Origin of the sequence: Vibrio rarus, assembly GCF_024347075.1 — a bacterium.
Classification (GTDB): domain Bacteria; phylum Pseudomonadota; class Gammaproteobacteria; order Enterobacterales; family Vibrionaceae; genus Vibrio; species Vibrio rarus.
Map to the genome: position 1 here is coordinate 2,160,093 of NZ_AP024900.1, position 25,892 is coordinate 2,185,984.

Below are 25,892 nucleotides of genomic sequence, written 5' to 3' on the forward strand. Positions count from 1 at the left end.
TATTATTTTGATAGAAATACACCCACAAAAAATTAGCATCTGAATTCAACTTGCCTTTATTATGGGGATCATCGTTTCTGAATCAAGCCTAACCAAATAATTTGGGACTAAAATGAGCCAGCATTTCTCTACAATCGCTATTTTGGGTAAACCTCGCGACATAAACGCCATCCAGACTCACTTTGAGATCTACCATTGGCTTGCCAATAAAGGCTACCGCATTTTTATTGATGATAGACTTCAAGACCTCATGCCCGAGCTTGATCCCAATATTTTTGGCAGCCTAATGCAAATTGGCCAAAATGCCGATCTCGCCATTGTGGTGGGAGGCGATGGCAACATGTTAGGAGCAGCACGTGTTCTGTCACGCTTTGACATTTCAGTTATTGGTGTCAACAAAGGCAACCTTGGCTTTTTAACCGATTTAGACCCTGACGATTTCAAAACCCCGTTAGAAGAAGTGCTTTGTGGCCAATACATAAAAGAGCAACGTTTTCTGTTGGAGACAGAAGTACACCGCCACGGCTTAGTAAAAAGCAAAAATGCGGCCCTAAACGAAGCAGTACTTCACCCAGGGAAAGTGGCGCATATGATTGAGTTTGAAGTGTATATCGACGACTCTTTTGCCTTCTCACAACGCTCAGATGGACTCATAGTCTCTACCCCTACCGGTTCTACCGCCTATTCACTCTCTGGTGGTGGCCCTATTCTTTCACCAAGTTTGAACACTATTTCACTTGTACCTATGTTCCCTCACACCCTATCTAGCCGCCCATTAGTTGTAGACGGTAATCGCCGTATAAAACTGGTCCTTGCCCCAGATAACAGAGGCACACAAGAAGTCAGTTGCGATGGTCAAATATCACTCCCCGTTGAACCCGGTGACGAAATACATATTTTTAGAAGCAACAATGTATTGCAGTTAATTCACCCTAAAGACTATAGCTACTACCATGTTTTACGAGAAAAATTAGGTTGGTCTAGTAAACTTTTTTAGGCCAGCACACAAAATTTAGCAAAAAAATAAGTCAGCGCCTTTACTGTATGTAAAACCAGTATATACTGTTTCTATACACAGTACTTTTATTCTATGGATTTCGCTATGCTTGCTTATCTTAGTGTTAATAATTTTGCCATCGTAAAGTCACTACAAATTGAACTTCAACCGGGTATGACCACCATCACGGGTGAAACTGGAGCAGGTAAATCGATCGCCATTGATGCTCTGAGCCTATGCCTCGGCCATCGCTCTGACTCCAGCATGGTGCGCCAAGGGGAAAGTAAGGTTGACCTGTGCGCCAGTTTTGTCATTGAAGATAATATCAGCACCCAACGCTGGCTAGAAGATAACGAATTAGCCGATGGTGAAGAGTGTATTCTTCGCCGAATTATTGGTAAAGATGGTCGTTCCCGCGCTTTTATTAATGGCAACCCTGTCCCTGTATCTCAACTGAAAAGCCTAGGGCAAACACTGGTCAGCATTCATGGTCAGCACGCTCATCATCAACTGTTAAAAAAAGAGTATCAACTCACTCTTTTAGACCAATATGCTGGTCATCAAAGTTTACTGAATAATGTTCAAACCCATTATCAAGCATGGCGTCAGGCCGACAATACCTTGAAGCAAACCATACAAAACGGCCAACAAAATCAAGCTCAAAAACAACTACTAGAATACCAAATTAAAGAATTAGACGAGCTTGCCTTACTGGAAAACGAATTTAGCGCACTTGAAGAAGAACACAAAAAACTCTCAAATAGCGGAGAGTTACTGTCTCTTACTCAACAAAGTCTCGATGTAATTAATGACAATGATGACATTAATGCCATCGCTTTACTGCACAATGCCATTGCTCAAACCCAACAATTGGCTGAATTAGACCGCAGCTTTTGCGACATCAACCAAATGCTCAATGACGCGCTAATTCAAATGGAAGAGGCAAGCAGCGAGCTAAGAAACTACCTAGAGTCCATAGATATGGATCCTATGCGTATGCAAATGGTCGAAGAACGCTATTCTAAAGTGATGTCACTGGCTAAAAAACACATGGTTTCACCTGAAAACCTGTATCAGCACCATCAAGATTTAGCCAAACAAATTGAGTTATTAGACTGTTCAGACGAACGCATCCAACAGTTACAAGAAAAAGTAGACAAGGCATTAACTAAGTATTTAAAAAGCTCAGAGAAACTAAGCAAATCTCGTGCACGCTACGCTAAAGAGTTGAATAAGCTCATTTCGCAGAGTATGCATCGACTCAGCATGGAAAAAGCTCAATTTAGTATCAATATCAATAATGACCCTAAATTCGCCTCTCCCCTTGGCACTGACGACATCGACTACCTGGTTTCAGCAAACCCCGGTCAACCTTTACAACCACTGGCTAAAGTGGCCTCTGGTGGTGAGTTATCTCGTATTTCATTAGCTATTCAAGTGATTACCGCGCAAAAAGTAGAAACACCAAGCCTTATATTTGATGAGGTTGATGTGGGGATTAGTGGACCTACTGCCGCTGTAGTTGGACAAATGCTGAGAAAACTGGGCGAAAGCACACAAATTCTCTGTGTGACGCATTTACCTCAAGTGGCAGGCAGTGGTCACCAACAAATGTTTGTCTCTAAAAAAACCAACGCCGGAACCACTGAAACGCAAATGTTCACCTTAAATGAAACACAACGCATTGAAGAACTAGCGCGACTTTTAGGTGGCAGTGAAATCACCTCTTCAACCTTAGCTAATGCTAAAGAACTCATGGCAGCCTAAGTGAACTCATCACAAATTTGACTGTCTATAGCCTAGAAAGTGGGGAAATGTCATGTTTTGCAGTATCAAAGGCAAGCAATCCTAACTCTCATCGCTGTTTCTCTATACAAGCAGGCTTAGCTTGTTTATTATTTGCCGAGTTTTATTTAGAAGTTAAAGATCTGATTATATGCAGTTTAAAAAGTGGTTAATAACAATCCCATTGGCACTCTCTATGCTCACCGGCTGTTCTCTCTTAGAAAGACTGGTGTACCGTATCGATATTAGTCAAGGGAACTTTGTCGAACAATCTGCAGTAGATCAGCTTCGTATTGGCATGTCTAAAGAGCAAGTTCGCTACGTATTAGGCTCCCCTATGCTTATCGAAAATGGCAAACCGAACAAATGGTATTACATCTACCACTTCACTAAAGGCCACGAAGACCCAATACAGAAAAACCTGTTTGTATTCTTTGGTGGGGACAATCGCTTAGAGCGTATTGAAGGTGATTTCAGTGCTTCGGCAGACTTCAACCAAGCGATTCAATAGTGACAGATTGCTGACACCTTAATCAATACGATAATAAAAAAGGAGCAGATTTATATGCTCCTTTTTTATTTGAGTGCAACTTTTAACTAAACTTCGTCACATGCTTTATGCCAATCACACTAAGTAAGTGATCAGAAATAGCACAGGAAAAATGCTCGAAAACAAGGTGGCATTTTTCCATAAGCAGTTGTTTTACATTCAAAAATTGCAACACCGTTATCAAGTGTTTTAACCAGCTAGAATCATCCGTTAATTACTACGATGGTATGACTAGCTAGGTGAATAGGTTACTTACTACGATTAGCATTCGCTGCTTGTTCTGCACGCTTACGTCTAATTTCTTTAGGATCGGCAAGCAGTGGTCGATAAATTTCAATTCGATCATTATCTCTCACCAAGCCATCCAACTTAACATTGCGACTAAATACCCCAACCTTGTTTATCGCTAGATCTATTTCAGGAAACAAGGTTAATAGGCCTGATTGCTCAATAATTTGCTCAACAGTAAGCTCTTTATTAACAACTAATGACACCACACGCTGATCATTTGGCAGCGCGTAAACCACTTCAACATGAATCATATCAGAATCAATACTCATAACTTGGGTACACCTGCTTTGCTCGCTGGGTAAAGGCGTTGATCATATTAGACGTTAATTCGTTAAATACTTTACCAAAAGCCATCTCAATCATACGGCTAGAAAACTCAAACTCTAACTTTAACTCTACCTTACATGCACATTCATCTAGGGGGGTAAAAAACCATCCACCTTGTAAACGTTTGAAAGGCCCATCGACTAAATTCATTTCTATAGCGCGACCAACACGTAATACGTTATTGGTGGTAAAGGTTTTTTTTATCCCCGCTTTTGCCACATCCACGGAGGCCAGCATACTCGTCTCATCAACTTTATGTACCTTAGAACCTGAGCACCCTGGCAAAAACTCTGGATAACGTGCGACATCGTTGACCAAATTGAACATTTGTTCAGCGCTAAACGATACCAATGCTGAACGGGTCACCTGCGGCATAACTACTCCTCACCTACTAAATCGCAAATTTTACTGAGCTTTACCTTAAACCGAGTAAAAACTAGTTCCCTATAATAAGGCAATACGTATAATGAGGCCATTATGGCAAAGAAAAAATCAAAAACCAAAGCGACTAGTAATACTATTGCGCTAAATAAAAAAGCCCGTCACGAGTACTTTATCGAAGACGAGCTTGAAGCTGGCCTAGAGCTCCAAGGTTGGGAGGTAAAATCTCTACGTCAGGGTAAAGCAAATATCGCCGAGAGCTACGTCTACATTAGAGATGGCGAAGCCTTTATCAGTGGTATGAGCATTATACCGTTAAACCAAGCATCGACACATATCGTAGCTAACCCTACTCGTGTGCGTAAGCTTCTGCTTTCGCGTAAAGAGTTGGATAACCTATTTGGTAGTATTAACCGCGATGGCATGACCCTAACAGCACTATCTCTGTACTGGTCACGTTCGTGGGTAAAAATAAAAATCGGTGTCTCTAAGGGTAAAAAATTGCACGATAAACGTACCGATCTTAAAGATAAAGACTGGGCTCGAGATAAAGCGCGAGTTATGAAGAGTAAATTGCGTTAATATTGAGCATACAGTTAGCATGGTGCTAGACAGTGCACACTTTTCTGGTACTATGCAAGAACACTTGGGGCTGATCTAGGATTCGACGAGAATTCTGAAGTCTGAGGTGCATGCCGTGGGGCGGTTGGCCACGTAAAAAGCCGCAAAAAAATAGTCGCAAACGACGAAAACTACGCACTAGCAGCTTAATAACCTGCTGAGAGCCTCTTTGCCCTAGCTTCCGCTTGTAAGACGGGGAATAACAAAGAGTCAAACCCAAACTAGCTAGATCGGATTCTCCCGCCTGAGAGATGAAGTTCGAAATTTAATTCAGGATAGTCATTTACTAGCGTGTCGGTTCGCAGGTACTTGGTGAATTTAAAGATCGACTAAGCATGTAGTACCAATGATGAATGATTTTCGGACGCGGGTTCAACTCCCGCCAGCTCCACCAAATCAAAGTAAAGGGACGTCTCAGGACGTCCCTTTTTCTTATCTAAGCCCTTGTAAAACAAGCAACTTCACAGTTTTCTTTTCTCATAGAGTCTCACCGAGTACCACCCCATAACACCTAAAGGATTACCCATTTTATACCAATTACATTAATTTTATGATCTAATGATTCATGTTTAAGGAGTGCCTATGAATCATGATTTTCAACGTCTAATCAATGCCACATCTAATGCTAGACTTAGAGTTCGTTATCTTGCTATTTCCCATTTTATTGATGGAAAAAACCGCACTGAGATCGCTCTCTACCTCAAGGTTAGTAGGGTGAGTGTGAATAAATGGGTTAAAGCTTATCTAGATGATGGGCTTGAAGGACTTCAAGAAAAACCACACTCAGGAAGACCTCACCGCCTAACTGAAGAGCAAAGACTGCAGCTTAAAAATCATGTTACAGACCACGCTATTAACGCTAGTGGAGGTCGCCTACAAGCAAAAGACATTGGCCTCTATATAGAAAGTAATTTTGGAATAAAGTACCAACAATCAGGTGTTTATCGGCTACTACATGAAATAGGTTTAAGCTGGATTACGACTCGGTCTAAGCATCCGAAACAATCAATTGAAGCCCAAGAAGCTTTTAAAAAAATTCCAAATCGAAACGATCCTTAAGATCCCTGGGCATATCCACTTAAAAGAAGTACTTGTTTGGTTTCAAGATGAAGCTAGATTTGGTCAACGCAATACCACAACCAAGATTTGGGCAGAAAAAGGGACTCGACCTAGAGCCGTTCAGCAGCAGCAATTCGAGTACGCTTATTTGTTTGGAGCCGTTTGTATCAATACGGGCGAAGCTGAAGCTATTGTTTCACCGCTAAGCAATATGGAGGTAATGACGAAGCACCTTGAATTAATCTCGACTGCGACCCCTACAGGCAAACATTCCGTGGTTATTATGGATCAAGCAAGCTGGCATCAAACATATTTAGCCAATCATTTTAAAAACATCACGATAATCCATATTCCGCCATACTCACCAGAATTAAACCCGATAGAGCAAGTTTGGCAATGGCTTCGACAGTACAAGCTAGCGAATAGGTGTTTTGAAAACTATAACGATATAGTGAACTCAGTATGTAGCGCTTGGAATAGTTTTTGTGAAGATAAACGCAGGGTCCAATCTCTCTGTTTTAGAGATTGGACTCAATTGATAAATTAATTAATGGAATTGGTATTATTACCCAAAAATTAAATCTATACTGATTTTAAAGTTTGGGTAACCTTTGTGCTGTTACCTCCCCATAAATAGAAGGTGCGGCCGAATGGCGATGAGAAAAGACACATACTACAAAAACCTCTCCCTAACTAATGAACAGTCAGAGCTAGTCATATGCGATGGCGATAATCTGTATTTTCGTAGTGGATTAACAGATTTGGCCACATAGCTAGAGTTTGGCCAGAAAGAAAAGTATGTCAGACGCTGTCATTGCTACGTAATTTTGATAAGGTATTGAAGCGCTGCCATAGCATGGCGTGGTCTAGTGACTTGGCCGTTTCATTGCTACGTGATTTTGATAAGGTATTGAAGCTCTTTGGGAACGTCTGCGGCGTAATGCTCTCTTCTGGTTTCATTGCTACGTGATTTTGATAAGGTATTGAAGCCTGAAAGCGCGCGGATACATCGTTAATGCCGTTAAGTTTCATTGCTACGTGATTTTGATAAGGTATTGAAGCAAACTTGAATCCGACAACATGACTCGTGCGCTAGGGTTTCATTGCTACGTGATTTTGATAAGGTATTGAAGCTTAGGTGCTGACCTCCCACGCTGTCGGACACGTAGTTTCATTGCTACGTGATTTTGATAAGGTATTGAAGCATATTCTCGTGAGTTATAGTGATTGCATAGAACGTTTCATTGCTACGTGATTTTGATAAGGTATTGAAGCCCCAGCGGCATGTAACTTACCTTTACCCTGCAAGTTTCATTGCTACGTGATTTTGATAAGGTATTGAAGCAAAAAAGGCAATAGTTATCATTAGACGGTTCTTGCAGTTTCATTGCTACGTGATTTTGATAAGGTATTGAAGCAGAGAAAAGTCTCGTTTTACGCTCTGCCTTTCGGCGGTTTCATTGCTACGTGATTTTGATAAGGTATTGAAGCAAGCTAGAGCAACGGCAAGCAAAACAGCACCAAAGTTTCATTGCTACGTGATTTTGATAAGGTATTGAAGCTAAACCAAAAACAGTAATAACACTAGGAAACGTCAGTTTCATTGCTACGTGATTTTGATAAGGTATTGAAGCTGCCAACGACCATCTAACCATTCATCGTATTCACCGTTTCATTGCTACGTGATTTTGATAAGGTATTGAAGCACAATAGATCAATGGTGGCTGTCTGTGTCTCGCTGTGGTTTCATTGCTACGTGATTTTGATAAGGTATTGAAGCCTAAGAACAAAAATTCATGGCTTGAGGATGCTTGAGTTTCATTGCTACGTGATTTTGATAAGGTATTGAAGCCTACTACAGAAACCCCCATGGTAACTACTGTGGGGCTCTATCCTGGTAATCATTTTTTCGAAAACAAACCTGTGAGCAAAATCACTGTCTTTTTTTCGAAAAAGGATTATTGTGAACTCATCAAAATTACGATGCAATGAAATCATCTAAAATCAAGATTGATTACCCCTCTGCGCTAGCATGGGTGACTTTATTCTCTGTCATTACAGAAATTTATGTATTCACACTGCCCACATTGAGCCTGTGATGCACTGCTGTCTGGCATTATCTGCGTTTTTTGCATTAATTCAATATGCTTAATTGCATTTGATAAGGTTATTTTTAGCTCCTCTTTTATCTCTACTCTATGAACTTTTCCCTTTAATTCATAAGAAATAAAGCCACTTTTAAGACCAATATCATATTGTTCTTCAATCATCACCGCATAAGCAACCATTTGTAATATCTGTCCACGAGTGGGTTTGGTGCAAGTTAGTTTAAATTCAATAACCAGCGCCTCTTCTGGTAAAAAAATCACCGCATCCGCCAAGCCGTGAATCCCCCACTTAACGGACCTTAGCTTTACATCAAACTCGATCTTAGCACTATTAAGATCATACCTTTTCAAAGTTCGTGACTGACTTAGTTGCTGCTCACGCACATGATAGTCAATCCCTTGTTTAACCCAAAGAGGGCTTGGTACTTTGAGCCCAAGAATGTATTGAAAATAGACAATTCGAGGGCAAAAGCAGTACTGACGAAATAAACTGGAGGGGATACTCATAATACCTCGAAACTGGTGGGCGGTTGAAAATCGTTCTCTTGATACCCTAATCCATACTTGCCAATCACACTGCCTAGCTTTGCTCTGACCAAAAAGGCTTTATCACTCTCTTTATCAAGTTTTTTGAACAAACGGTACACCGCTCTCTCTTCCGCTTTATTGAGAAACCCCCAAAATACCGACTTTTGTATTGGCTCTAATCCAACGTCTTTAAGTTGTTCAAATAGCTTCTTACGTTGCTTATTATTTTCAACGTCATAGGCGACTAATACTTCATACCTAAGCGATTTACTCATCACTACCTCAACAGAGATCACCAGCGGAAAATATAGGGTTTGTATTTTTTTTCACCATAGAAAGCACCAGACAGGCGATAGATCTGACGCTGTAAAATGGTTTCAAGTTTGAGCTTTTTCCCTTGATAAGGGTAATGCGTAGCAAAAGTTTTATGGATAGAAGCAATCAACTGTTTCTTGATTTTCGGCGTCAGTCCACCTGACTTTTGCAACTTATCGGCTATCTTGATCACATTTCTATCGACAACCCACGCTCGGTACACTTCCATAATATCTAGTACCAATGAAGGCTTCCCGGCCCTTTGTGTATGCAATACACCTTGATATATTTCTAAGCCAGAGTTAATCAAACAGTGCCAAACATAAGAGCTTAAAATGTGATAACCATAGTTTAAAGCAGAGTTAATGGGATCGGTTGCACCTCTACCCATTCGACCGCTAAAGCTATCAGGGAAAAGGTTGGCCTCGTATAATGTTTTCCAATACATAGCCGCACCACTGCCTTCGTAACCAAGCAATACTTCACGCCAGTCATCATACTTTTCAATCTTAATCTTTTGCACTTTGGCGATATGGGTTTTGAGGTTCGACGCTGCTAATTGACAGGCATGAGACTGATTATGTTTCTTTTTGTACTTGGCAAAGTAGTTAAGGATCACTCGTTGGTTTTTGAGCTTCCCAACCACCAAGTTTTGAGCTAATTTTTTCGCTTCATCACTCCCTAAAAACTTAAACTGCCGCTCTCGTACTTTACTTACCGCATGGAGCTGCCCACCACTAACGCAAGCCAGTGTGTGTGAGAAAGGATCAAGTACAAAGAGCTTAATCCCCCTCATGGCGCACTGAACGATAACATTACTTGATAAGCTAACACCCTTTTTAGTGATCGTAACGGTCTTGATTCGACTTAATGGATACTCAGCAACAAGCACCCCATCCTCTTTAATAGTTAGGCGTTCACTGGTTACACCAACAAATTGACCGTAATCACAAACCGTTATGTGTTTCATCGTACTACTGGTGTACCATTTTGGTAGGCTTGTTTCATAACCTTGTTCGAGCTTTCTACAATGTACTCCAACGTAATGATCTCACCCAAGTTAACAATAAATAGATTTGAGCGTGGCTTTCCCAGCAATTCGCCAAACTTATCCAACCACTCTCTTGGCTTCGCTAGCTTCAATTCTGCTGATAATTTACTCCAATGATCTAACCCTTCAGTATCTTGCAACATTGGGACTACTAACTCATTGAATTCTTGATAACCAATATCAACAGCAACTCTGAAGCGTGATTTAGAATTAGTAGACAAATAGACCGACTTACATACATTCTCTCGAATCCCTTCTAGGTCTATTTCGCGCCATGCATTAAATGGCTCAAGCAGTTCACGTTGTGCATATCGATTACCTACTGGCGTCAATTTATTGCTTTGCTCTATCTGTCTAATAGGAACTGAACCGTCTTCAGAAAAGTTAATCACTCCATTATCATGCGAAAAACCGCTTGCGCCTAAGCCTTCAACTGCAAACAATTGCCAAATATCCGTTCCATCAGCGTTTTTACGGCGGGCTCTATACGCACCAGAGGCTTTACTAATGCGTGGTAAAGACCACTGCTTTCTTATCCCTTTATGTGAGCGAGTATTTAACTTCGTTTGAGGGAACACTTCTTGAATCAATGCATTAAATTCAACATCATCAAAGGGTTGCTTTGAGCCTTGATTGGTTTGAATAAATGTCATTTGAGATAATTTTTGCCAGTGTGCCATCCCTGGATAGTGCAACGATTTTTTTGAAACTTTCTTACTCTTACTATTCAAATATGATGATTTAGGCTCAAACTTAATCGTAAAGTGCTTCGCATTAGTTAGATCGACAGCTTTTGCATACATCTTCTTCATATCATCGTAAATTGCAGTACGAAGATTGGTCTTTTGAGTGGTGTAGTACAGTGCTCCTAGCAAGTCAGCGGCCAATAGTTCACTCTCTGAGCATGACTGTTTTGCCACTTTTTCCAACAACTCAAAAGCACAACTTTTGTTTACGCTAAACGCTTTAAACCCCTTACCAACTGTTTGTTGGATTTGGTTTAAATCCTTCTTAGCCTTATTCAAATATGGGAACAATGCTTGCCACCAAATCTGAGGGGCTTCAGCATCAAGCAACCATGACACATTATTGGTATTAAAGCCGATACCTAACTTATCTTGCATCACGATGAGTGGCATAAAGTGTTCCGAATACAAACCATCTTTAAACAATTGTTTACTGCTAATTGAATCCTTTTCATACTTCAATTTCGACTCGATGCGTACTACTTTTGCGTTATCAGGGATAAGTTTTTTAAGCCAATCACTTCCCTCTAAACCGGCCGTTTGTAAAATATCTCTTGTATGTGGTTGCTTCAACGCCTGTGCCATGACCATTGCTGCATCTATCATATGGCTAGCAACGGGTTGTAGCTTTTTCTTTTCGTACTCTGGATGCGCTGTACTTAATAGGTCACGCTCTTGGGATGCCAAATCAGCTTGAATATAAGCAACATCAAAGCTGATTTGATTCACATTATACAACTGCTTGATCTTTTGCATGATCAATTTTGCTAAGAAAGCCTGCGTGCCATTTACCCTAGTCTTGTTTGACTGATGCAAGAGTCGCATTAATTCTGTACGTAATGATTCAACAAATAAGCCATGACGAATTGAACGTTGAATTTCTGGCTCTAGTTTATCAAAACCAATGATATCTTGACCAAGCACTCCTTGGCAGTTTGCAATGATTATCTCTTCAATCGCTTGCCTGTCATGATGACCAAACTGCTTATGGAGATAGCTATCATGCAAGTCTGACAAAGAGTAGTAACTGCGATCTTTCAAACTATTGCCTTGCGTTGAGCAGTAAATTAGGTTTGCTTCATGATTGAACACTCCTTTATTTCTCCCACGTGATTCAGCTCTTGAGATGATATGGTCTATCTCACCACCAAGACTTAAAGCTGTTCCCGTATAAGGGCAGATTCCTTTTGAAGCTTGTTTGATACGATCTGTTTTTTCTAACCATTGCCCCTCTTCTTTCTCTGCTCTTTTGGCACTGTCTTGGCTTTTTTTCGAGTTTTTCTTGATGCTATGAAGATCCGCCGTAAAGTTAAAACGGTTCTCTTCTAAGATAATGGGAATAGTGATTGTTTGACCCACAGATTCGGCAGGCAGCTGTTCAATCTTCGCCAAAGCAATTTTGTAAGCCTGCTTGTCCATCAATCTAGCTAGCAAGCCATCAAATGGTCTGGTTGTGTCCGCAGGAAGCCTTAATGCAAAAGCCCCCTCTTGAGATCTTCCTCTATAATCAGTACCTTGATGAATAGTCGAACGCCATTGATTCTCTTTAGTACACGCACGACAGTTTTTACTAAACCCTTTTTGGTCTTGTTCTAGCAAATTATAAAGCTTCGCTAGGTCAAAAATATTATTGAACCGTTGGGCTGAAATACCTAATCTGTTCGCAATGAGCTCTGCAACTTTACTTGTTGCTTCATCAAGTTCTAGTAGCTTTTTATCCTCAACTTTTTTCTTATTCTCTTTGAGCCAACGGTTTTGCTTCATTTTATGATTGAAGGCGTTTCCGTACTCTTTCTGGCAATCGGCTGCAAATTTACACCAACCTTTAACACCACGTTTACCCACTCTTGGGTTTTCTCGCCACAAATTATTGAGCACCACCACCTTTTCATCATCGACTTCGCAGCTTAGCGCTCCAGAGATAAGTTCATTGAGTTGATTCGCTTTATGTGGCGGCTTGGTATTACAGACAGACAACAGATTATCAGCTGAACTAAACCACAAAGCACTGCGTGAGGCATTAGTTTCTTGATAAAAGGTCTGAACGAATTGAACAAAAGCATCAAATTGACCATTAAGGAGTCTTGCTAGTCTATCTTTTGCTCGAGTAACAAATTCACCATACTCTTTATCTTTCCCAACCCATGCTCGCAGTTGGAATGGATCATGCAAAGCACTTAGCTCTAAACACCTTTGAAGTGCTTGTGCCCACTGTTGCTCATTTTTAATCGACGACAAATCAAGTCCAGAACCAATATCTATTCCATGATTTTCAATCTCTTCTACAAGCTTAGGAACAATGGCTGTCCACCGAGGTAGATATTTTTCATTTTTCATTATCTGTGCTGTAATCAGCAAACTCTGACATTTTGGTGGTCTACGGTTGTTTTGATCCTCAAAAGCAGGGATAGAAATCTCTGGAGTCACCGTTTCAAATAGATCAATAATCGACTTATCACGATACGAAAATAGTGTGATTTGATTCTGCTTATCAATCGAGTCTTTCTTACAGTGCATAGCAGAGATATTACGATAAAAGACCTTATGCAGTTTTTGCGGATACCACTTATCACTAGACTGCATATCTTCATCATTAAAATAGCGACGCAAGACTCTTAACTGTAGATTGCTGACATGACCAACTAGGTTGGCAAACGCCTCTATTTTGTGCCCATTATTAGTTAAAAGCTCTCTTATACATTGATAGTCATGATGAATTAAAAGATCTTGACGAATGTTTTCAAGGTACTTTCCTCGAATTTTGTGGCCATCCTGCTCTGCTTTAATGAAGGTATCTATCGCATTTTTAAATGCTTCAAACGCCTCACTTAACGTCGCTTTGTCTTCTTTGTAATCGCCGTGTAAGTTCTTCTTAAAATCCGCTTTTGTCAGTTTATACTCTGGAATATTCTTGAATGCCTTTGCTGATTCAACCGTAACCGTAATTGATTGAAATACCTCAAACAAATTAGTGTTGAGTGGAATACTCGCAATAAAAGATTCAGCGAAAGGGTTACTAGAGGTTCGTGCTAACAGTGCTTCATCGACATCTTCAGAAAGATAGGTAAAACCTCGGCGATTTAACAAGCTATTGATTGCTTCAACCTGCAACTTAGTCAATAAGGATTGAGGCAGTTGGTAGTGTTTTTCTAGAATCAGCCAAAGAAGACGCTTTGCCATTTTTCGACGTTTAGCGGCTCTAGTTTGATGCCTTCTAGCGGTTCTCTCTGCTTGAGAGTATTGGATATTGTCGGTATGCATTACTACCGAGCCAGACTTGACCGCTTGCTCCAATGCTTCACCAGCTTGATATTGGGTTAAGTAAACACCTGTATATTTTGAGCCCATATCAAGCACAATAGGAGAAATTAATGTCATCTTAGTCAACTGATTTATAAGGATAATAGAGTTAATATACCCATCTCAGGCAGGTATCTCCTAGACAAGCTTCACATTATTCGTGACTCTGATGTGTTGGACGTACCTCCGTTTTAGAGTAAGGCTTATATCCTTGTAATGATCCAGTTTTTTGGAGACTTTCTAAGCGTTCTACCACCACAATATCCTGTTACTTTTCCTTACATCTCATCGAGTTATCACTGAAATTAAAATGTAAGCAATAAGGTCTCCTTGAGCGAACGTTTCAATATCAACTCACTCTCGTGTTTATAACGACGAGTTAAAATGCATAGGCAAGTCAATGGACCAAAAATTACAATCTAAATTATCAATTAGCCTTTTATCACTGCGAATAGGCATCTTTATCGTGTTCTTGTTCTGGGGACTAGATAAAATTTTAGTGCCTGAACATGCAGTCAGAGTGCTATCCGGTTTTTATGGCATAAAAATTTCTGAGAGTGCGGCAATCGCGCTTGGTGTGGCACAAATGGTGTTCTTGGGGACATTCTTGTTGGGTATGTGGAAGAAGATAACCTATGGCGCTATTTTTCTTTTGCACGCAAGCTCAACTTTATCATCGTTTGCTAAATATCTTGACCCATTCAGTAACTTACTCTTTTTCGCAGCCTGGCCGATGCTAGCCGCGTGTTTTGTTCTTTATATACTGCGTGACTATGATACTTACGTCATCGGGAAGAAATAAAAGCTCAATGCTGATATAAGTGATTAATCTAAAAAAGAGCCGCGCTTTATAGTGCGGTTCTTTGTATGGAAGGCTAACGATATATAGGTTGAGAGCGCTCGACACTGTAGCGACAAGTAATGCGCACTCTCACGCATAAGCATTACTTGCTAGATAACGAGGTCGAATGTCGCCAGTCTAAAGTTTATCGTAGCGGGCTAAGTTTAAGAAAAATACAAATCGAGCAAGTATCTAGCCAAGGTTTTTTATTCAACCTGACACTGTTTAATGTATCCCCCTTTGAAGCCTTATATACTCATCAAAGCGCCTATTTACATTGACATCTTATATGACAAATCCCAGCATACATTGGCTTTACTCTCAATTTTTCGTCTAATGAAATTCCACATAAAATGCATTAATAATGAAATAGAACATCCATTTATTTGAAGTTGGTTGTATGCTGCCACTTTAAAATGTGATCTAGTTGTCATATCTCAGCTTATGTGCTTTTTTTCAGCAATCGTACACCTACTATGTATGACAATAATACATACAAAAGGTCAGATTATGAAACAAGGTCTCATACTTGCTAGCTCACTTTTACTTGCATTTCCAACTTTAGCTAATGTTGCCAACAATGGGGTTTCTCACCCTGTTCCGGCTGATAATTTCAACATGCAAAACTGGAAAATCACCATTCCATCAGACATCAATAAAGACGGTAAAATTGATGAGATTGAAGGTGTGGCAATGATGAGCTACTCACATTCAGACTTTTTCCACTTGGATAAAGACGGCAATCTAGTATTTGAAGTGCATAATAAAGCGATTACAACTAAGAACTCTAAGAACGCACGTTCTGAGCTTCGTCAAATGCCTCGTGGCGCTAACTTCGATAATATCCTAACTGACTCTAAATTGAACCAATGGGCTCTTTCTAGCCACCCTCATGCTGATCAATACAGCGGCATTGGCGGAACTCTAGAAGGTACTGTAAAAGTTAACCATGTTTCAATGCATTCTAAATTCCCTGAAAAATACCCTGCATACTCTGTTGTTGTAGGTCAAATTCACTCGAAGAAACATAACTCTCAAATTAAAGCTAAAACAGGCTACGGCTACGGTAACGAGCCACTGAAGATTTTTTATAAAAAATTCCCAAATCAAAAGTACGGTTCAGTATTTTGGAACTACGAGCGTAACCTAGCGAAAAAAGATCCAAACCGTATTGATATTGCGCACCCTGTATGGGGTAACACTTGGGAAAATCCAGCCGATCCTGGTAAAGCTGGTATCGCACTTGGTGAAGAGTTCAGCTATAAAGTAGAAGTTAAGGGCACTATGATGCATCTAACTTTCACAACCGCTCGACACGATACCGTGAAATACGATATTGACCTAAGCAAAGGCATTGATGATAAAGATAATGTCCATGGTTATGCAGAAGATGACTTCTACTTTAAAGCGGGTGCATACGGTCAATGTAGCGTAAGTGAAACTCACCCTGTTTGGGGTACAGGTTGTGCAGGTACTGGTGACTTCGCTATCGATAAGAAAAATGGCGACTACAACAGCGTAACCTTCTCTGCTTTGAAACTTAACGGTAAGTAATCACATTAATCAATATTAACGATTAAACCAATTACTCCACAATAAGGCTCTTCACATTGTTTATGTGAAGAGCCTTTTTTCTGGGCTAATCTCAAGCAATCTGCCCATGCTCTCTGACACATTTCATGCCTTTATCTATTCATCCTTATTAAGTAGTCCATATCCATACAAATAAAAACCAAGTGTGTGATTTATTTTTAAAACGGCTTTTCATTTTACTTGATTGAACTGTTTATTTTGGTTAAGGTTACTTCATGAACAGCGACGCATCGTAGCTCAAACGTGATGACACAAAGGAAAAAAATATGACTCTCAATGCATTTGATATCAAAAATAAAGTAGCAATAGTGACGGGCTGTGACACAGGACTGGGACAAGGCATGGCTTTAGCTCTTGCCAATGCAGGTTGTGATATTGTCGGAGTTAATATCGTTGAACCTAGTGAAACAATCCAGAAGATAGAAGCAACAGGACGCAAGTTCATTGATATTCGCGCAAACTTAATGAAACTAGATGATATTCCTACAATCATTGAACGTGCTGTGAGCGAGTTTGGTCGTATCGATATTTTGGTGAACAATGCAGGTATCATTCGTCGCAATGATGCGATTGATTTTACAGAGCAAGACTGGGACGACGTTATGGACATTAACATCAAGTCCGTGTTCTTCATGTCTCAAGCGGTGGCAAAACAATTTATTGCTCAAGGTGAAGGCGGCAAAATTATTAATGTCGCCTCTATGCTCTCTTTCCAAGGCGGTATACGTGTTCCTTCTTACACCGCCTCTAAAAGTGGTGTCATGGGTGTCACTCGTTTAATGGCAAATGAATGGGCAAGCCATAACATCAATGTTAACGCTATTGCACCAGGATATATGGCTACCAACAATACAGCTGCTCTACGTGCTGACGAGTCGCGTAACGCTGCTATTATTGAGCGTATTCCTGCTGGGCGCTGGGGCACTCCTGAAGATTTGGCTGGCCCATGTGTGTTCCTTGCTTCAAGTGCTTCAGATTACATCAATGGCTATACCATTGCCGTTGATGGTGGCTGGTTATCTCGCTAATCAATCAGCCAAAAGTGGGGAAGTAACGTTTGTTTTAAATTGGGCTCAGTTGCAAAAATAAACACTAGGGTTTAAGTAAAAACATCCAGCTTAAAATTTTGGCATGTTTATACATATCAAAGCTGTCAATCTCAAGTTTTCAGCATGGCTTTAGGGGAGCTAAAAGCTGGATGTTGTTTACTTTTTGCAGTGAGATCAACGCAGTGAACAAGTGTTTTCACCCGCAAAGCTAATCAACAACTGATACCATCACACTAAGTCAGTGATCAGAAATAGCGCAGGAAAAATGCTCAAAAACAAGGCAGAATTTTCGATAAGTCGTTATTCTACAATCAAAAATTGTAACGCAGTTATCGAGTATTTTAACAAGCTAAAATGACCCGTTATTTAGTACGATTGGAGTTATAACGCTAGATACCAAAGAGGCCATCAGTAAAAACTGATGGCCTCTTTGCTTTCCATAAAAAAGAGCCTGCACATGGCAAGCTCTGAAACTATGAGGAAGAATTGAACGTTAATCCAAGGCAAATATCCATTGATACCTTTTTCAATCCTTTAGCCCTCACAGCGAATCAAGATGCTAGCCCCCACTAAACATCTTGATATGCTCATCGGCATAAGAGTTATGCCACTTAGCCAATATTATTGGTCAAGGTTTAATTTGTAGAAGCTCACTTGTGCGTAGTCGCCGGCTTTAAGACCTTTGTTGGTACACTTGGTTGAGCCAGTATTACATTGGTTGTAGTTACCCGCTTTAAAGTACAAGTAGTCATTTGCATAACCTTGGTCGTATTTGTCGCCATCTACGTGACCTTTAGCAAGGTTAATATCGAAGGTTTTAACTTCTTTGTTTGCAGCGCCAGGGTTTTTAACGAATGTTAGGTGCATGATGTCACCTGTAACATTAATGTCGTAAGAGAAAATTTCTCCTAGTTTAATGCCGTCTGTAGGTTCTGCTGCGCCTTGACGTAAACCACTTTGACCAAATACATCAGTGCTGATGTCGTGACGGAATTTATACTCATCACCTTTAGCGTTGGTTTCGTAGTTCCAGTAAACAGAGCCGTACTCGTGTCCTGGAAGTTTGCGGTATACAATTTTTAGAGGTTCGTTATGAGAAGCGTGAATTTGACCAATCACAGTCGCAAATGCGCCGTTTTTCTTGTAATCACCACTAGTACTTACCCAATCGACAGCTAATGTAGCGCTCATATGACCGCCAATCGCACCATATTTTTCAGCATCTTTTGTTGAAGCAATAGTGAAGTTGTTTTTTGGTGTCGCGTAGTCATCGGCCAGCATAGCGCGAAGCTCACTACGTGCATTTTTAGAGTTAGGTGTGGTCATCGCTTTGTTTGGCGCGGTGAACACCATTGCACCTGTGACAGGATCTGTGTAGAACCACTCAGGATCAGAGAATGGAGCAGATTTGTCGTTCAACATTGACTTGTAAATTTCCATTACTTTGCCAGCGCGTTCTGCTTTGTCATCATCTCGTGGAGTGTTTAATTTAAACTTAGACAAGTCAAAGTTCTGCGCAGGAACTTTAGTCACATCTAAATTATATTGAGCGGCAAGAGTCGAGTCTTTTTTAGCTAATTGATTTGATGTTACATCAGTCGAAGATGCTGTTGAGCAGCCTGCTAAACCAGTAACTAGAGCAGAAATAACAACTGCTGCAATCTTGTTCTTTGTATGCATATTAACCTCAAGTAATTTCTTTGGGGTTGATAGAGAAAACATCTCTTCAACTAACGAGGGAATGGTGCACTAATATGATAATACAAAATATGAACACGGTCACGGTTCGCAATATTTGAACTCATGTGAACCTGTATTATACATTCCATTTTTAGAAAGAACAAAGCCAGCAACAAGTGCTGGCTTTAGTTTATATAAGGGTTCACGCTAGATTGGCGCTTCCTTTTGTTTGTTCTTTTTTAGCTTCATCGTCGAGTAAACAGAGAATACAGCGAGCAATATAAAGGCCAATGCAATCGGCCTTTCATACAAAAACGACCATGAATTGTCATACATAAGCAAAGCTTTACGTAGGTTAGTTTCCGCCATAGGTCCTAAGATAATCGCTAACAATATAGGCGATGATGGGATGTCTAACTTGCTTAATACAAAGCCTAAAATCCCAAAGCTAATGGCAATACCTACATCAAACATCGAGTTATTGATCGCATAAGCCCCTACTACCGACAAGAAAATAATGATAGGGATCATTAACAGCTTAGGCACTTCGATAATGCGGCAGAAAAAGCGAATCCCCACTAAACCCACAATCAACATAACTATGTTCGCCACCAGCATAGAACTAAAGACGCCGTATACCACTTCAGGATTTTGCGCAAACAGCAATGGTCCTGGTGTTAAGCCTTGTACGATCAAAGCCCCCAATAGTACTGCAGCCACCGCATCCCCAGGAACCCCTAAAGTTAATAGAGGCACTAATGAGCCGCCCGTTACTCCATTGTTGCCAGCTTCAGCTGCAGCTAAGCCACGCACCGAACCTTTACCAAACTCGTCAGGATTCTTTGAAGAACGCTTAGCTTCGTTGTAACACACAAATGCAGATATATCCGCCCCAGCCCCAGGAACAGAGCCTATTGTTGTTCCCATTAGGCCACTCTTAATCGCGGTGGGCATCATCTCTTTTAAATCTTTTTTGCTCAGCAACTTGTGATCAAACTTAGCCACCTTTGCTTGCTTTTCTTTAAGTATTTTTTCAATTTGATTAATGGCTTCCGACAAGGCAAATAAACCAATTAAAACAGGAATGACATTAATACCGCTATAAAGATCCATCACCCCAAAAGTGAAGCGTGGCACACTACTAATGGGATCTAAACCGACCGTAGAAACAAGCAAACCTATAGTACCGGCCAGCAAACCTTTTAAAATGTTTTGTGCTGATACACTGGCAATGATGGTCAAGCCAAACAGAGCCAGCGCAAAATATTCAGGAGCATTAAAGCGTAAAGCAAAGTTGGCTAATAACGGTGCGATGGCAATCAATACCATGGTACTAATAAGCCCACCGACAAATGAAGCAATAGCGGAAATACTCAGTGCCCTTGCCGCTTGCCCTTTTGCGGCCAGCGTATGACCATCAAGAACCGTTGCCGCCGAAGCGGGAGTCCCCGGAGTCTTTAACAAAATGGCCGCTATCGACCCTCCGTAAATGCCACCAATATAAACACCAATTAACATAACCAACGCGGCTGTTGGTTCCATACCAAAAGTAAATGGTAAAAGGATCGCCACCCCCATAGTGGCCGTTAAACCAGGCAGTGCTCCCAGTACGATACCCCCTACGACACCAAAGATCAGAATAGGTAAAACAGCAGGACTGAATGCGGTCAGTAAGCCATTTAATAAATGCTCTATCATACCGCCTCCTTAATAAAATAAACCTTCAGGAAGGGCGATATAAAACACCTCCCCAAACAAATAATAAACGCCGAATACAAACACCCAAGCCACTAGATAAAAAAGTGGCTTCTTTACCTTAAACAGCAATAAATAAATCGTAAACGCCAACAAACTTGCCAGTAGGTAGCCAATGAGGTGGATCAACAGCGCATAACCCATTAAGAAAGCAATGCCAAATACGGCCATTTTAGTGAAAATAGCTGGCTGCTGTTCTTTGTCTATGGATTTAATTTTGTGCTGCACTAACAAAGCGATACAAAGCAAAATTTGCGCAATAGCAATGGCGGTAGGAAAAAACTTGGCATCCACACTCGCATCACTAAAGCGAGGCTCGGCAAACTGTCCTATAAGAACCAAAATAACGGCGCTAAGGGCAATGATCAGGGATGGGAATACAATATTTCTATTAATCATAATGCTACCCTTTAAAGCTGAACTTCAAAGAAAAAGGGAGCTCGACATGCGAACTCCCTTATTAAAGATTAGTTGATTAGTACACCAAGATTTTTAGTGTCTTGCTCAACAAAGTGAGTGAACTCTTGTGCATTCAGGTTGTGAATCGTCATGGCACCTTTTTGCATGAACTCTTTAAATTCAGCAGAGGCCATAGCTTCATCAAACGCTTTACCTAACGTTTCGATAACGGCATCTGGGGTATTCTTCGGAGCACCAATACCACGCCAAGTTCCCGTTACCACATCAACCCCTTGCTCTTTTAGCGTTGGGACTTCAGGTAAAAACGCAATACGCTCTTCAGACATAACACCTAGCGCTTTTAATTGACCAGAACGTAGCTGAGCAATGGCTTCTCCTGGTGTAACCATAGTGACGTCAGTGTGTTTACCAAGTACTGCAGGAATCGCTTCAGATGCACCATTGTATGGGATGGCATTCAGCTTAATGCCTTGATCTTTTTCAAGAGCCATTAAGTAAAAATTTGGGGCTGCAGTAGAGGCAAACTTCACTACACCCTCCCCTTTCTTCGCTTCAGCGATGAGATCATTAATGGTGTTATATGGGCTATCAGCGGATACCAGAACTACGGCTGGATCAAGGTTAACCATACGGATTAATTTAAAGTCACTCGCATCGTGTTGCATCAACCCCATTTGTGGTAAAGATGCAATCTCACGAGTGACGACCGTTAGCGTGTAACCATCGGCACGTTGCTGAGCGCCAAAACTCATACCAACAGCACCTGCGCCACCCGTGCGATTCATGACGGCTATGTTCTGTCCCAGAATATCTTTTGCTGAATTCGCCAAAGTACGACCTACAGCATCAGTACCACCACCGGCACCAAAAGGGACGACTAAACGGATGTTTTTACTTGGGTAATCCGCAGCAATTGATGTTGCCGAGACCATGATGCCTGCGGCAACAAGAAGAGATTTAAGAAGTTTACTCATGTGAATTCCTTTTATTTCAGTTTTTATTAGTTTCTTATCGTTTGTGTAGGGTTATTGATTTTATTGGTTTGATATTCGGCCATGCACAGTTGTTCTATTGCCAAGGCAATCCAACTGCTAATTAGCATGTCGTACCATTGCTCAACACCACTGCAAGCCACCACTACGTCCCCATAGACAAAAGAGCCATAGAAAAGTAGATCGTCTTCCGTTAGTGATGCTGTGTGCATTGTTTGATTGGTGATGTTAGCTTGTGAACTGCGCCATGCCTGCTTCGCTTTTTTTCGAGCAAACTCATCAAAAGGAATAGTCCATTGCTGTGGGTTTCCTAAAGAGCTTTCAAGCAAAATCGCTTCTGAAAATGAAGACTCCCATGGCTTCACTCGTGGGTCCATCACCACAATATGTAACTCTTGGCGATTGGTTCTTTCAAATAATCGTTCAATTGCCGGTTTTACAAGTTCAATAGCATCTTGGGCTATTTCTGCATGGCTTTTCATTGTCCAACCTCTGTAATAGACAGTCCGTTACTGCATGAACTAACTATATTGTATGACCTGAACTAGTTGCATATCAAGAAGGGGCAAATGGAATACAGATCACTACCCAAGATGTTAAATAATGTAATGGATCGGAATTTTAAGCAGATATGTGAATTTTTATATGATGCAAGTCACAGCGAGTAAGAGAGTAAAAGTGTGACTTACAATGGATTAATTGCGCCGGTTAACAAAATAAAATGTCTTATTAATCATTTTATTTAAAAAGTGATAGATACATCCATCTAAAATGATCAATGCATCCATCACAATTCACAGAGGAGATAGGATAAACCGATGAGAAAGGGGTTTTGCCCTATATTTTAAGCGGTCTTAATTACGTATTTTGCTTTCATTTTCAGAGCTACATGGACTAAAGCAATCAACACAGGAACCTCAATTAATGGCCCTATAACCCCAGCAAAGGCCTGATCTGAGTTAATACCAAATACAGCAATAGAAACAGCAATCGCTAATTCAAAATTATTCCCTGTCGCGGTATAAGCAATAGATGCGTTTTTGTCATAAGGAATTCCCAAGCGTTTTCCTATGTAAAAGCTGGCAAAAAACATGCACACAAAGTAGATAGTTAACGGTATCGCAATACGTATAACATCCATAGGTAACTCAACAATGACTTCCCCTTTAAGGCTAAACATCAACACTATGGTGGCCAGTAAAGCGATCAGTGTTATAGGCGAGATGCGCGGAATATACACTTGGTTATACCATTGTTCGCCTTTTATAGAGATCAACAGCTTTCGCCCTACAAACCCAGCCAAAAATGGAATACCTAGATAGATAAATACACTTTGTGCGATCTCCCCCATAGAAATGTCGACCACCATTCCTGTATAGCCAAATATCGGAGGAAGTACACTAATAAATAGCCATGCCATAAAGCTGTAAGTCACAATTTGAAAGGCGCTATTTAACGCCACTAAAGCGGCGCCATATTCTTTATTACCACCGCCAATGTCATTCCAAACAAGCACCATTGCGATACAACGAGCCAGTCCAATAAGAATGATACCTACCATGTATCCTGGGTGATCACCAAGAAACGTTACAGCTAATACAAACATTAAAATTGGACCTACAATCCAATTCATGATTAAGGAAAGCTTAATCGCTTTCTTGTCTTGCATCACTTTACCAAGCAAGCTGTAGTCCACTTTAGCTAAGGGTGGATACATCATTAAAATCAAGCCTATGGCAAGTAATACATTGGTGCTACCTACTGACATTGCCTCATTCATCTGCGCTACTTCGGGAAACAAAACACCAATAGCGACCCCTAAGGCCATGGCTAAAAATATCCATAGAGTCAAAAATCTATCTAGAAAGCCCAGTTTAGGGTGTGGATTCTGTACTGTTGTCATCATCATTTACTCTCAAGTTACGCACTTAAATCGCAATTCGTCGAAAGACGATTAATTAAGTGTTAATACATTCATGTTCAAGGCATATATTGATACGGGTATAACCTCTAAAAAAGGTGATTAAAGAGCTGTTGCAGTCTTTTTATCCCTTGCATTTCTATGCGATAACAAACTTTAGGCGGTTTAGGTTCACTTCGAATCAAGCCTGCTTCTCGTAATATTCTCAAATGCTCAGAAACGGTAGATTGCGCTAAACCTAACTGCCCGACTAAGTCCCCATTCAAACACCCTCCCTGAGTCTCTAAGTCAAGTAACACTTTTAAGATCCTGACACGCGCGGGATGGGCTATCGCTTTGGCTTGTGCGGCGAGTTCTTGCTCGTATTTCACGTCTTCTAGAGAAATACTCGCCATGTTACATGTTCGGCTTTGACAGTCTGTCATTAATTATATTTCGATAATCGTAGAATAACGATAAGTGTACGCTTATACCCTAATTTATGCAAGATACGAGCGCCATTTCATAACCCATTGAATAGCATCAGTAACCTGTAGCATTTGTTCACAGTTCAATGATGGATATTTATTGAACTGAACTCATAAATAGAGCAAAATATGATCATCAGAAAAATTGATACTAAGTTTTCATTTATGGAGGTTGCATGTTTAAGTTTTCATTGAAACAAATAGCTGTATTCGATGCGGTTGCAAGCTATGAAAGTGTCAGTATTGCAGCTAAAAAGCTCTCTATGACGCAATCCGCTGTAAGCATGTCTCTCTCTCAATTAGAGTCCGTATTAGACCGCCCTTTATTTAACCGCCAAGGTAACCGACTAGTGCTAAGTCATTGGGGACATTGGTTAAGACCTAGAGCTAAGCGTTTATTGCAAGAAGGGCAGCAAATAGAATTAGGTCTTCACGCCCAGCACCTAATCAGTGGCACATTGAGCTTGTGCTCTAGCCAAACAGCCGCCAAACATTTAGTACCTTCACTCATCAGTAAAATTGATAACGATTTCCCTGAAATGCGCATAAACATGACCATTGAAAACACTGAGAATGTCATTGAAGCACTTCTAAATTACGATTGTGACTTGGGGATAATTGAAGGTAAAAATACCGATGGCCGTCTACAACAGGAACACTGGTTAGATGATGATCTGGTGGTTATCGCCTCACCTAATCACCCTTTCTCTCAATATAAACAAGTCACCCTTGCGCAACTTGAACAAGCAAAATGGGTATTACGCGAACCTGGGGCTGGTACACGTCGTATATTTGATGGGGCTATTCATGGGCTGATTGACAATATCAAGGTGTGGAAAGAGTATGAAAGTATTCGTGTCATCAAGGCTCTAGTTACCAATGGTAGCTACTTAGGCTGTGTGCCTTATCTGGATGTATTGCCAGAGCTGGAAAGTAATAAGCTTGTGGTATTGCCTACTCCACAACTTAACATGCAACGAGAGATCTCGTTTATTTGGCGAAATGATAGTGGTGAGTCTCCACTACGAGAGTGCATGCTATCTGAAGCACGACGATTAACCAAGGGACAATCTTTCAAGCCACGCAAGGATGGGATCCCTGCGTGACCTAAAAAC

Annotated in this window: 22 protein-coding genes, 1 other RNA gene and 1 CRISPR repeat array; of the genes, 10 read left to right on the top strand and 13 right to left on the bottom strand. The window is 40.7% G+C overall.

The window, feature by feature from the left end; genetic code table 11:
* The first annotated feature begins 112 nt into the window (after positions 1-112).
* The 3 genes from nadK to OCU56_RS09830 all read left to right on the top strand — a co-directional run bounded on the left by nadK (position 113) and on the right by OCU56_RS09830 (position 3,293).
* Positions 113-997: an NAD(+) kinase gene (nadK, locus tag OCU56_RS09820; protein WP_261873055.1), complete on the top strand. Its 885-nt coding sequence runs from the start codon at positions 113-115 to the stop codon at positions 995-997.
* Positions 998-1,102: 105 nt separating this feature from the next.
* Complete coding sequence (gene recN / locus OCU56_RS09825) at positions 1,103-2,764, top strand: DNA repair protein RecN (RefSeq protein WP_261873056.1); 1,662 nt, start codon at positions 1,103-1,105, stop codon at positions 2,762-2,764.
* Positions 2,765-2,933: 169 nt separating this feature from the next.
* Positions 2,934-3,293, top strand: coding sequence for an outer membrane protein assembly factor BamE (locus tag OCU56_RS09830; RefSeq protein ID WP_261873057.1), 360 nt, complete (start codon positions 2,934-2,936; stop codon positions 3,291-3,293).
* A 287-nt stretch (positions 3,294-3,580) separates the two neighbouring features.
* Here the strand turns inward: OCU56_RS09830 and OCU56_RS09835 are convergent, their stop codons facing one another.
* Both OCU56_RS09835 and OCU56_RS09840 read right to left on the bottom strand, forming a co-directional pair.
* Complete coding sequence (locus OCU56_RS09835) at positions 3,581-3,892, bottom strand: RnfH family protein (protein WP_261873058.1); 312 nt, start codon at positions 3,890-3,892, stop codon at positions 3,581-3,583.
* Entirely contained in the window at positions 3,882-4,325 is a 444-nt protein-coding gene (locus OCU56_RS09840) for a type II toxin-antitoxin system RatA family toxin (protein ID WP_261873059.1), read from the bottom strand. The genes OCU56_RS09835 and OCU56_RS09840 overlap by 11 nt, the downstream gene beginning before the upstream one ends.
* Before the next feature lie 102 nt (positions 4,326-4,427).
* Between OCU56_RS09840 and smpB the strand changes: the two genes are divergently transcribed.
* From smpB to OCU56_RS09855, 3 genes are all read left to right on the top strand, one after another.
* On the top strand, positions 4,428-4,913 hold the full coding sequence (smpB, locus tag OCU56_RS09845; RefSeq protein WP_261873060.1) for an SsrA-binding protein SmpB: 486 nt from the start codon (positions 4,428-4,430) through the stop codon (positions 4,911-4,913).
* A 66-nt stretch (positions 4,914-4,979) separates the two neighbouring features.
* Positions 4,980-5,346, top strand: a transfer-messenger RNA (tmRNA) gene (gene ssrA, locus OCU56_RS09850).
* 188 nt (positions 5,347-5,534) lie between these two features.
* Positions 5,535-6,558, top strand: a protein-coding gene (locus OCU56_RS09855) for an IS630 family transposase (RefSeq protein ID WP_261873061.1) whose coding sequence is annotated in 2 segments (ribosomal slippage) — positions 5,535-5,981 and positions 5,983-6,558 — 1,023 coding nt in all. Because the reading frame shifts where the segments join, the coding sequence is not laid out codon by codon here.
* A gap of 261 nt (positions 6,559-6,819) precedes the next feature.
* Positions 6,820-7,863: a CRISPR direct-repeat array (repeat unit 37 nt; unit sequence GTTTCATTGCTACGTGATTTTGATAAGGTATTGAAGC).
* Positions 7,864-8,053: 190 nt separating this feature from the next.
* Here OCU56_RS09855 and cas4 read toward each other — a convergent pair.
* The 4 genes from cas4 to cas9 are packed head-to-tail and all read right to left on the bottom strand — an operon-like array spanning position 8,054 to position 14,137.
* A complete protein-coding gene (gene cas4 / locus OCU56_RS09860) occupies positions 8,054-8,626 on the bottom strand; it encodes a CRISPR-associated protein Cas4 (RefSeq protein WP_261873062.1) in 573 nt (190 codons plus the stop codon).
* Positions 8,623-8,922 carry a CRISPR-associated endonuclease Cas2 gene (gene cas2 / locus OCU56_RS09865; protein WP_261873063.1) on the bottom strand — a complete coding sequence of 100 codons (300 nt, stop codon included), beginning with the start codon at positions 8,920-8,922 and terminating at the stop codon, positions 8,623-8,625. The genes cas4 and cas2 overlap by 4 nt, the downstream gene beginning before the upstream one ends.
* Before the next feature lie 17 nt (positions 8,923-8,939).
* Complete coding sequence (gene cas1 / locus OCU56_RS09870; protein ID WP_261873064.1) at positions 8,940-9,932, bottom strand: CRISPR-associated endonuclease Cas1; 993 nt, start codon at positions 9,930-9,932, stop codon at positions 8,940-8,942.
* Positions 9,929-14,137: a type II-B CRISPR-associated RNA-guided endonuclease Cas9/Csx12 gene (cas9, locus tag OCU56_RS09875; RefSeq protein ID WP_261873065.1), complete on the bottom strand. Its 4,209-nt coding sequence runs from the start codon at positions 14,135-14,137 to the stop codon at positions 9,929-9,931. Before cas9 ends, cas1 begins: the two co-directional genes overlap by 4 nt.
* A gap of 322 nt (positions 14,138-14,459) precedes the next feature.
* On the opposite strand from cas9, the gene OCU56_RS09880 reads away from it, so the two are divergent.
* The 3 genes from OCU56_RS09880 (at position 14,460) to kduD (ending at position 17,521) form a co-directional block, all read left to right on the top strand.
* A complete protein-coding gene (locus OCU56_RS09880) occupies positions 14,460-14,861 on the top strand; it encodes a hypothetical protein (protein ID WP_261873066.1) in 402 nt (133 codons plus the stop codon).
* 549 nt (positions 14,862-15,410) lie between these two features.
* Positions 15,411-16,454, top strand: a complete 1,044-nt coding sequence (locus tag OCU56_RS09885) for a polysaccharide lyase family 7 protein (protein WP_261873067.1) — start codon at positions 15,411-15,413, stop codon at positions 16,452-16,454.
* Positions 16,455-16,759: 305 nt separating this feature from the next.
* Positions 16,760-17,521 (top strand): 2-dehydro-3-deoxy-D-gluconate 5-dehydrogenase KduD, encoded by a 762-nt coding sequence (gene kduD, locus OCU56_RS09890; protein WP_261873068.1) that lies wholly within the window; start codon positions 16,760-16,762, stop codon positions 17,519-17,521.
* 642 nt (positions 17,522-18,163) lie between these two features.
* Here kduD and OCU56_RS09895 read toward each other — a convergent pair.
* The 7 genes from OCU56_RS09895 to OCU56_RS09925 all read right to left on the bottom strand — a co-directional run bounded on the left by OCU56_RS09895 (position 18,164) and on the right by OCU56_RS09925 (position 24,735).
* On the bottom strand, positions 18,164-19,222 hold the full coding sequence (locus OCU56_RS09895) for a polysaccharide lyase family 7 protein (protein WP_261873069.1): 1,059 nt from the start codon (positions 19,220-19,222) through the stop codon (positions 18,164-18,166).
* Positions 19,223-19,429: 207 nt separating this feature from the next.
* Complete coding sequence (locus tag OCU56_RS09900; protein WP_261873070.1) at positions 19,430-20,920, bottom strand: tripartite tricarboxylate transporter permease; 1,491 nt, start codon at positions 20,918-20,920, stop codon at positions 19,430-19,432.
* Positions 20,921-20,929: 9 nt separating this feature from the next.
* Positions 20,930-21,376 carry a tripartite tricarboxylate transporter TctB family protein gene (locus OCU56_RS09905; RefSeq protein WP_261873071.1) on the bottom strand — a complete coding sequence of 149 codons (447 nt, stop codon included), beginning with the start codon at positions 21,374-21,376 and terminating at the stop codon, positions 20,930-20,932.
* Between the two features lie 68 nt (positions 21,377-21,444).
* Entirely contained in the window at positions 21,445-22,371 is a 927-nt protein-coding gene (locus OCU56_RS09910) for a tripartite tricarboxylate transporter substrate binding protein (RefSeq protein ID WP_261873072.1), read from the bottom strand.
* A gap of 26 nt (positions 22,372-22,397) precedes the next feature.
* A complete protein-coding gene (locus OCU56_RS09915; protein WP_261873073.1) occupies positions 22,398-22,871 on the bottom strand; it encodes a hypothetical protein in 474 nt (157 codons plus the stop codon).
* A 362-nt stretch (positions 22,872-23,233) separates the two neighbouring features.
* Positions 23,234-24,292 carry an ACR3 family arsenite efflux transporter gene (arsB, locus tag OCU56_RS09920; protein WP_261874806.1) on the bottom strand — a complete coding sequence of 353 codons (1,059 nt, stop codon included), beginning with the start codon at positions 24,290-24,292 and terminating at the stop codon, positions 23,234-23,236.
* Positions 24,293-24,399: 107 nt separating this feature from the next.
* The gene (locus OCU56_RS09925; protein ID WP_261873074.1) at positions 24,400-24,735 is read right to left on the bottom strand and encodes an ArsR/SmtB family transcription factor; all 336 of its coding nucleotides are present in this window, start codon (positions 24,733-24,735) and stop codon (positions 24,400-24,402) included.
* 218 nt (positions 24,736-24,953) lie between these two features.
* Here OCU56_RS09925 and OCU56_RS09930 point away from each other — a divergent pair, with 218 nt between their 5' ends.
* Positions 24,954-25,883, top strand: a complete 930-nt coding sequence (locus OCU56_RS09930; RefSeq protein ID WP_261873075.1) for a LysR family transcriptional regulator — start codon at positions 24,954-24,956, stop codon at positions 25,881-25,883.
* Positions 25,884-25,892 lie beyond the last annotated feature (9 nt).

What these genes read in the sequence shown, in the direction of transcription:
- cas2 (WP_261873063.1), bottom strand. Translation starts at nt 8,922, where the DNA reads ATGAGTAAATCGCTTAGGTATGAAGTATTAGTCGCCTATGACGTTGAA.
- OCU56_RS09925 (WP_261873074.1), bottom strand. Translation starts at nt 24,735, where the DNA reads ATGACAGACTGTCAAAGCCGAACATGTAACATGGCGAGTATTTCTCTA.
- kduD (WP_261873068.1), top strand. Translation starts at nt 16,760, where the DNA reads ATGACTCTCAATGCATTTGATATCAAAAATAAAGTAGCAATAGTGACG.
- OCU56_RS09895 (WP_261873069.1), bottom strand. Translation starts at nt 19,222, where the DNA reads ATGCATACAAAGAACAAGATTGCAGCAGTTGTTATTTCTGCTCTAGTT.
- OCU56_RS09930 (WP_261873075.1), top strand. Translation starts at nt 24,954, where the DNA reads ATGTTTAAGTTTTCATTGAAACAAATAGCTGTATTCGATGCGGTTGCA.
- OCU56_RS09900 (WP_261873070.1), bottom strand. Translation starts at nt 20,920, where the DNA reads ATGATAGAGCATTTATTAAATGGCTTACTGACCGCATTCAGTCCTGCT.
- smpB (WP_261873060.1), top strand. Translation starts at nt 4,428, where the DNA reads ATGGCAAAGAAAAAATCAAAAACCAAAGCGACTAGTAATACTATTGCG.
- cas4 (WP_261873062.1), bottom strand. Translation starts at nt 8,626, where the DNA reads ATGAGTATCCCCTCCAGTTTATTTCGTCAGTACTGCTTTTGCCCTCGA.
- OCU56_RS09910 (WP_261873072.1), bottom strand. Translation starts at nt 22,371, where the DNA reads ATGAGTAAACTTCTTAAATCTCTTCTTGTTGCCGCAGGCATCATGGTC.
- cas1 (WP_261873064.1), bottom strand. Translation starts at nt 9,932, where the DNA reads ATGAAACACATAACGGTTTGTGATTACGGTCAATTTGTTGGTGTAACC.
- OCU56_RS09905 (WP_261873071.1), bottom strand. Translation starts at nt 21,376, where the DNA reads ATGATTAATAGAAATATTGTATTCCCATCCCTGATCATTGCCCTTAGC.
- OCU56_RS09840 (WP_261873059.1), bottom strand. Translation starts at nt 4,325, where the DNA reads ATGCCGCAGGTGACCCGTTCAGCATTGGTATCGTTTAGCGCTGAACAA.
- OCU56_RS09885 (WP_261873067.1), top strand. Translation starts at nt 15,411, where the DNA reads ATGAAACAAGGTCTCATACTTGCTAGCTCACTTTTACTTGCATTTCCA.
- OCU56_RS09830 (WP_261873057.1), top strand. Translation starts at nt 2,934, where the DNA reads ATGCAGTTTAAAAAGTGGTTAATAACAATCCCATTGGCACTCTCTATG.
- OCU56_RS09835 (WP_261873058.1), bottom strand. Translation starts at nt 3,892, where the DNA reads ATGAGTATTGATTCTGATATGATTCATGTTGAAGTGGTTTACGCGCTG.
- cas9 (WP_261873065.1), bottom strand. Translation starts at nt 14,137, where the DNA reads ATGACATTAATTTCTCCTATTGTGCTTGATATGGGCTCAAAATATACA.
- OCU56_RS09915 (WP_261873073.1), bottom strand. Translation starts at nt 22,871, where the DNA reads ATGAAAAGCCATGCAGAAATAGCCCAAGATGCTATTGAACTTGTAAAA.
- recN (WP_261873056.1), top strand. Translation starts at nt 1,103, where the DNA reads ATGCTTGCTTATCTTAGTGTTAATAATTTTGCCATCGTAAAGTCACTA.
- nadK (WP_261873055.1), top strand. Translation starts at nt 113, where the DNA reads ATGAGCCAGCATTTCTCTACAATCGCTATTTTGGGTAAACCTCGCGAC.
- arsB (WP_261874806.1), bottom strand. Translation starts at nt 24,292, where the DNA reads ATGACAACAGTACAGAATCCACACCCTAAACTGGGCTTTCTAGATAGA.
- OCU56_RS09880 (WP_261873066.1), top strand. Translation starts at nt 14,460, where the DNA reads ATGGACCAAAAATTACAATCTAAATTATCAATTAGCCTTTTATCACTG.